This is a genomic window from Mycetocola sp. (genome assembly GCF_046716805.1).
In the GTDB taxonomy this organism is placed as follows: domain Bacteria; phylum Actinomycetota; class Actinomycetes; order Actinomycetales; family Microbacteriaceae; genus Mycetocola_A.
The window spans coordinates 1-5,568 of the sequence record NZ_JBKJWH010000026.1 but is presented as its reverse complement, the minus strand read 5'-3'; the positions used below and the strand labels follow the sequence as shown (position 1 = coordinate 5,568).

4 protein-coding genes are annotated in these 5,568 nt (G+C 63.4%); 2 read left to right on the top strand and 2 right to left on the bottom strand.

What is annotated here, in order from left to right; all coding sequences use genetic code 11:
- Positions 1-182: 182 nt before the first annotated feature.
- On the bottom strand, positions 183-1,616 hold the full coding sequence (locus ACLQ62_RS02085; RefSeq protein WP_411720002.1) for an aldehyde dehydrogenase family protein: 1,434 nt from the start codon (positions 1,614-1,616) through the stop codon (positions 183-185).
- A gap of 232 nt (positions 1,617-1,848) precedes the next feature.
- Here ACLQ62_RS02085 and ACLQ62_RS02080 point away from each other — a divergent pair, with 232 nt between their 5' ends.
- Positions 1,849-3,390 (top strand): APC family permease, encoded by a 1,542-nt coding sequence (locus tag ACLQ62_RS02080; RefSeq protein ID WP_411720001.1) that lies wholly within the window; start codon positions 1,849-1,851, stop codon positions 3,388-3,390.
- Positions 3,391-4,157: 767 nt separating this feature from the next.
- On the opposite strand, the gene ACLQ62_RS02075 is transcribed toward ACLQ62_RS02080, so the two are convergent.
- Positions 4,158-4,496: a YciI family protein gene (locus ACLQ62_RS02075; protein WP_411720000.1), complete on the bottom strand. Its 339-nt coding sequence runs from the start codon at positions 4,494-4,496 to the stop codon at positions 4,158-4,160.
- Positions 4,497-4,739: 243 nt separating this feature from the next.
- Here ACLQ62_RS02075 and ACLQ62_RS02070 point away from each other — a divergent pair, with 243 nt between their 5' ends.
- Positions 4,740-5,309: a DapH/DapD/GlmU-related protein gene (locus tag ACLQ62_RS02070; RefSeq protein ID WP_411719999.1), complete on the top strand. Its 570-nt coding sequence runs from the start codon at positions 4,740-4,742 to the stop codon at positions 5,307-5,309.
- Positions 5,310-5,568: the final 259 nt, after the last annotated feature.

Here is a 5,568-nt window from a genome sequence, read left to right as displayed (position 1 = left end):
TGGACGGCGGCGCACAACAGTTGGCCGTTAGTGAAGTGGACCGAGGCCGAGGTGCCTGGGCAACGCAGTCCGATGGGCGCGCCAGCGCTCTAGGCCGTGGCCATTCGTCCAGCTAATGTCCCGGTCAATGAACGGATGCCGCAAGCCCGTCGGGCTTGCGGCATCCGTTCGTTCGAATCGAGTCAGCCGTTGATGACCTGGGGCACGCCGAGAGACTTAAGGCCTTCGACGCCGAATTCGAGCCCATAACCGGACTGCTTGGCGCCACCGAATGGGATCATCGGATGCACCCCGCCGTGAGAGTTGATCCAGACGGTGCCCGCCTCGATGCGTGCGGCGACCTCGCGGGCGCGCTCGCGACTTCCGGACCACACGGACGCTCCGAGGCCAACATCGAGGCCGTTGGCCATCGTGACAGCCTCGTCGATGTCCGAGTAACGGATGATCGGCAGCGCGGGCCCGAACTGCTCCTCGGCGACAAGAGCGTTGTCGTTGTCGATGTCGGCCACGAGGGTCGTGGGGTAAAAGTAGCCGGGCTGCTCGCGGTCGGGTTCTCCGCCGAGCACGACCCGTGCGCCTGACGCCTTCGCTGCTTCGACGAGACGGTCGACGATGTCGAACTGGGCGCGGTTCTGCAGCGGGCCGAGCACGTTCTGCTCATCGGTTCCGACGCCCATAGGCATCGAGCTGGCGACCTTCTCGAGCGCCTCGACGACCTCGTCGTAAATGTCGTCATGCACGTAAAGGCGCTTGAGGGCAGCGCACGTCTGCCCGGTGTTGATGAATGCGCCCCAGAACAGGCCTTCGGCGATGGCTGCTGGATCGACGTCGGGCAGCACGATGCCGGCGTCGTTGCCGCCGAGTTCGAGCGTGAGCCGCTTGACGGTGTCGGCCGAGCTGCGGATGATCGCCTTGCCGGTCGAGGTCGAGCCCGTGAACATGATCTTGCCGATCGCAGGGTGGCCTGAGAGCGCGGCACCGACCTCGCGCCCGCCGACCACGATGTTCAGTACACCTTCGGGCAACACCTCGTTGATCACAGAGACCAGCGCGAGCACGCTGAGGGGGGTGTACTCCGACGGCTTCACTACGACGGTGTTGCCCATGCGCAGCGCCGGTGCGATCTGCCAAACAGTGATCATCTGGGGCCAGTTCCACGGGCCGATGGCACCGACCACGCCGATCGGGCGGTAGTGCACCTCGGCGTGGGTGTCGCCGTCGTCGAAAACGATCTCGGGCTCGAGCGGTGTCGTCGCCGCAGCACGCAGCCACCCCGAAGCGCCACCGACCTCGAATCGCGCGTTCGGGCCATTCAAAGGCTTCCCCTGTTCGCGGGTGAGGATGTGGGCGAGCGCCTCTGCTTTCGCATCGATGGCATCAGCCGCCCGAAGCAGCAGGGCGCTGCGCTCCGCGTGGCCCAGGGCGGCCCAGGCAGGTTGTGCGGCCTGTGCCCGGGCTACGGCCGCCTCGAGGTCCTCAATGGTGTGTTCGGGTGCGAGTCCCACCTGTTCACCCGTGGCCGGATCGAGGATCTGCCGCGTCCGACCCTCGGTCGGGGTGATTTCGGTCAGCAGAGCGGTGTGGTGGTCGGCGGGGACGTCAATCAGTCTGTTCATAACTCCTCCTCGTTGAGTCTGGCCCTTCACGCTACGCAGCCGGGCGTCGTCGTGCTTGTTCCTGAACGCGTCGATCTTGACCGTCCGCGCATGGACAGGTGAGGTGCGATTCGGGAAGCCGTGCCCGCGAAGTCAAGCACCGTGCGGGTAATGGCAAGACGGGGTCAGATGAATAGGCCAGAATCGGGGCGACACCCACGAGTTTCGTCTCGCGCAGAACGAAGGAGTTCCCATGAGCCTGAGCCCCCAACAGGTCGCCAGCGGCCCGGGCGACGAGGCCGAAGCCAGGCGCCGCCCCGCGAAGCGCAAGCTTGGCGTGCTGTCTGTCGCGTTCCTCATCGTCGCCGCGTCGGCCCCGTTGACCGTCATCGCCGGAGGTTCGACATCGGCCTTCTCGGTTACTCATGTACTCGGCATCCCGCTCGGATACGTGGTCCTCGCGGTCGCCCTTGCGATCTTTGCTGTCGGATATGCCGCTATGAGCCGGTACATCACGAATGCCGGCGCCTTCTATGCCTATGTCTCTCAGGGCATCGGCCGGCCGGCCGGTGTCGGCGCATCGATCATCGCGCTGATCGCATACAACGCCATGCAGGTCGGGATCTACGGCATGTTCGGTTTCCAGATGTCGATGTTGGTACTCGAAAAGACGGGCGTGGACATCCCGTGGTGGGTGTTCGTCTTCGGCTGCATCGCCGTCATCGCTTGGATGGGAGTGAACCGCGTCGACCTTTCGGCCAAGGTGCTCGGCGTGCTGGTCGCCCTCGAGTTCGCTGTCGTGATCGTGTTCGACGTCGTTGCGATCGCCAACCCCGCTGAGGGCGGCTTCTCGGCCGCGCCAATGAGCCCGAGCGAACTCTTCGTTCCCGGTGTCGGCGCGGTGTTGTCCTTTGGCATCGCAGCGTTCATGGGCTTCGAATCGGCGGCGATTTACAGTGAGGAGTCGAAGGACCCGCGCCGCACGATCCCGCGGGCGACTTTCCTTGCAGTCGCGGTAATCGGCGTGTTCTACGCGATTTCGTCGTGGGCGCTTGCCCTGGCGATCGGCCCCGACAAGATTCTCGACCCCGTCGGCATCACCGCCGAGGAAGCCGGGCCGCCCCTGTTCTTTGGGTTCGTCGCACAGCACCTCGGCGTGCTCTGGGTCGACATCATGTCGGTCCTGTTCATCACCAGCCTGTTCGCGGCTCTCGTAAGTTTCCACAACGCGGTCGCACGTTATATCTTCGCGCTCGGTCGCGAGGGAGTGCTGCCGTCGGGGCTCGCCTCGGTCCGGTCGCGGAGTAGCGCCCCGTGGGCCGGCTCGGTCGTGCAGACAATCGTTGCCATCGTCGTGGTGATCTCCTTCTCTATCGGCGAGATCGGCTGGAACCCTGAGAACGGGCCGTTCGCCGTGCTTATCCTGTTTACCTGGCTGACCAACACCGGCGCGTTCGGCCTCGTCCTTCTGATGGCGCTCGTCTCAGTAGCGGTTGTCGGGTACTTCCGTCGTGACCGGCGTGGTGTCGGCATCGGAAGCAGGCTGGTCGCGCCGATCATCGCCGCTGTCTCGCTCGCGGCCGTGGCGGTCCTCATCCTGGTCAACTTCGATGTGCTGCTCGGACAGGCCGAATCCAATGCACTGACCTTCCTGCTTCCCGCGATCGTCGTCGTTCCCGGAGTGCTCGCCATGCTCTGGGCCAGACGCCTCCGGCGCACGAGGCCTGATACTTATCGTCGCATCGGCCACGGCAATGACGATGATTCTGCGCGGCACCTGGGCGACAGCGACTGACACGGAGGAGTCGCTCCGGTTCGCTGCAGAGTCGCCGGTGATGCGTTTCACGCCCGCCAACGACAGGCTCGCCAGGGGCGAAAGTCTCTAACAACGCTTGCTCCAAGGCGCCGACCACCCGCCCCACGCGCATGCCGTCACGGAAGCCACAGGTCTGCCGGTGTATCAGATCGCCACCCTCGTCAACTGTTCAACGTTTATTCACTCAACATTGACGAGACGAGCCGAGGTGAGCCGAAAAATCGAGGCACGTTACACAAGAAACTCCTGGTCAGATCGAGATCGTCCTAGGTATCCGAGTCCAGGACGGACCCGTGAGAACGATCCGTCGCCTTCCGTCGGCCGCGGGTTCAAGCCCCGCCTACCCCACAAATCTGAGAAGCTTTCTACAGGTCGCGCGTAATCACTCGTGGGCGCTGGCGAAAAGGTACAGCCTTCAGTTCATCGGCACTATCCATCGCGCTCCGGGTGTAGCTGGGCGTCAGAGGTCCTGGCAACCGAGCGCCTGAGCCTTGTGCCCGTTCGCCCGTGGGCTTTGACAGCGTGACCGTCGCGCAGTCGATCGCCACGCTGTCAGGACTGTGCGCATGAGTCACCTGACTGGGAAACCATTGCGGGCGGATCGAACGGGGAACTTCCTCGTTCATCAGCCATACGCGTGTACTAACGCCGGGGGAGTGTCCGTGAGACGTCCGGCCATCGGGTGGCTCTCGATCTAGGTGTTCTTCCCACGGAGGTTGTGACCATAAGTGATGGGCGATCACATGCTAACTGTCCGGGTCGTACCCGAACTCGCGGAGTTCCTGCGAGCAACGGCAGGCCACCGCGAGCCTTCTCGCCCACTCGACGGCATCCTCGCGCGTTGGCAACTCCAGCACGGTGAACCCGCCCGTAAGGTCGCTGCCCGCGTAGATTGCAGTGCCCACTGACCCGTCGGAGGAAACGAGCACGGGATCGACTTCCTCCTCGATCCCGCCACCGAATACGTAGACGCCGGCAGCCTTCGCCTCCTCAATCACAGCGTGGGATTCAGCGACGACGATCGGGAACTCTTCCTCGGTGAGGACCATAGCTTCGCTGGGGAAGGAGATGAGGTATTTGGTCATGTCTCGATGTTGCCCCCCGACGGACAGGACAGCAACGGTTAGGACACGGCGCAGCTACTCATATCCGTCCCGTTCGACGTTGCTCCGTGACGACGGGCTAGTCGCCTCAGATCCTCCCCGGGTACGATTGCCTTCTGCTGTGGCTGGCCGCCGTCGCGCTGTCCAGGCCACCTCGGCACAAAAGCCTTCCAAAGTTGGAACCCACGTCTCGTGCGCTAACCGAACCAGATTCGAAGGGACACCATGGATCTCGACGATCTTCTGGATTCGCTGAATGCCGGCCGGACCATTCCCGGCAACTCACCATTGCATGAGGTCATGCACCGAGTCAGCCAAGATGCGCTTCGCATCACCGGGGAACTCAACAACGGATACCGTGAGCCGACGAGGGTGCGGCAATTGCTGGCGCAACTTACCGGCGCACCAGTTGACGAATCTGTGACGGTGTTCCCGCCCTTCTACTCGGACTTCGGTAAGAACATCACCCTCGGAAAGCGGATTTTCATCAACTCGGGCTGCAAATTCCAGGACCAGGGCGGTGTGGTCATAGGGGACGACTGCTTGATCGGGCACAACACGGTGATGGCCACGCTCAACCATGACCTTGCGCCCAGCCGGCGTGCGGATATGCATCCGGCTCGCATCGTCATCGGCCGCAATGTGTGGATTGGATCGAACGCGACCATTCTGCCGGGTGTGACGATTGGTGACAACGCAGTCGTTGCTGCTGCGTCCGTGGTCACGAAGGAGGTACCCGAGATCGCCATCGTCCTGGGCTCTCCGGCGCGCGTGGTGCGCTCCGTGCCCGATTGAACCGCGCTCATCATCCCCGCACAGGATTCCGTGTGCATCCAGTTTGGGTCAACTCGTTCTGGGTCGGAGTGGCGAAAATACGATGGGCGGTATGCCTCGAACGATCTGGATGCTCGGCAACACGGGCGTTCGTGGTATCCATCATCACACCAGTCGTACGACGGCCTTGAGGGTCCTGCCTCGGTCGAACCGACCCGATAAGGGTTCCCTCGTGACACGGGGCTGCCCCGCCGGGATAGTCGAGGAGGCTGTCCAGGCT

Bases quoted from the DNA above. Each gene is read 5' to 3' on its own strand.
- ACLQ62_RS02080 (WP_411720001.1), top strand. From the start codon at position 1,849: ATGAGCCTGAGCCCCCAACAGGTCGCCAGCGGCCCGGGCGACGAGGCC.
- ACLQ62_RS02070 (WP_411719999.1), top strand. From the start codon at position 4,740: ATGGATCTCGACGATCTTCTGGATTCGCTGAATGCCGGCCGGACCATT.
- ACLQ62_RS02085 (WP_411720002.1), bottom strand. From the start codon at position 1,616: ATGAACAGACTGATTGACGTCCCCGCCGACCACCACACCGCTCTGCTG.
- ACLQ62_RS02075 (WP_411720000.1), bottom strand. From the start codon at position 4,496: ATGACCAAATACCTCATCTCCTTCCCCAGCGAAGCTATGGTCCTCACC.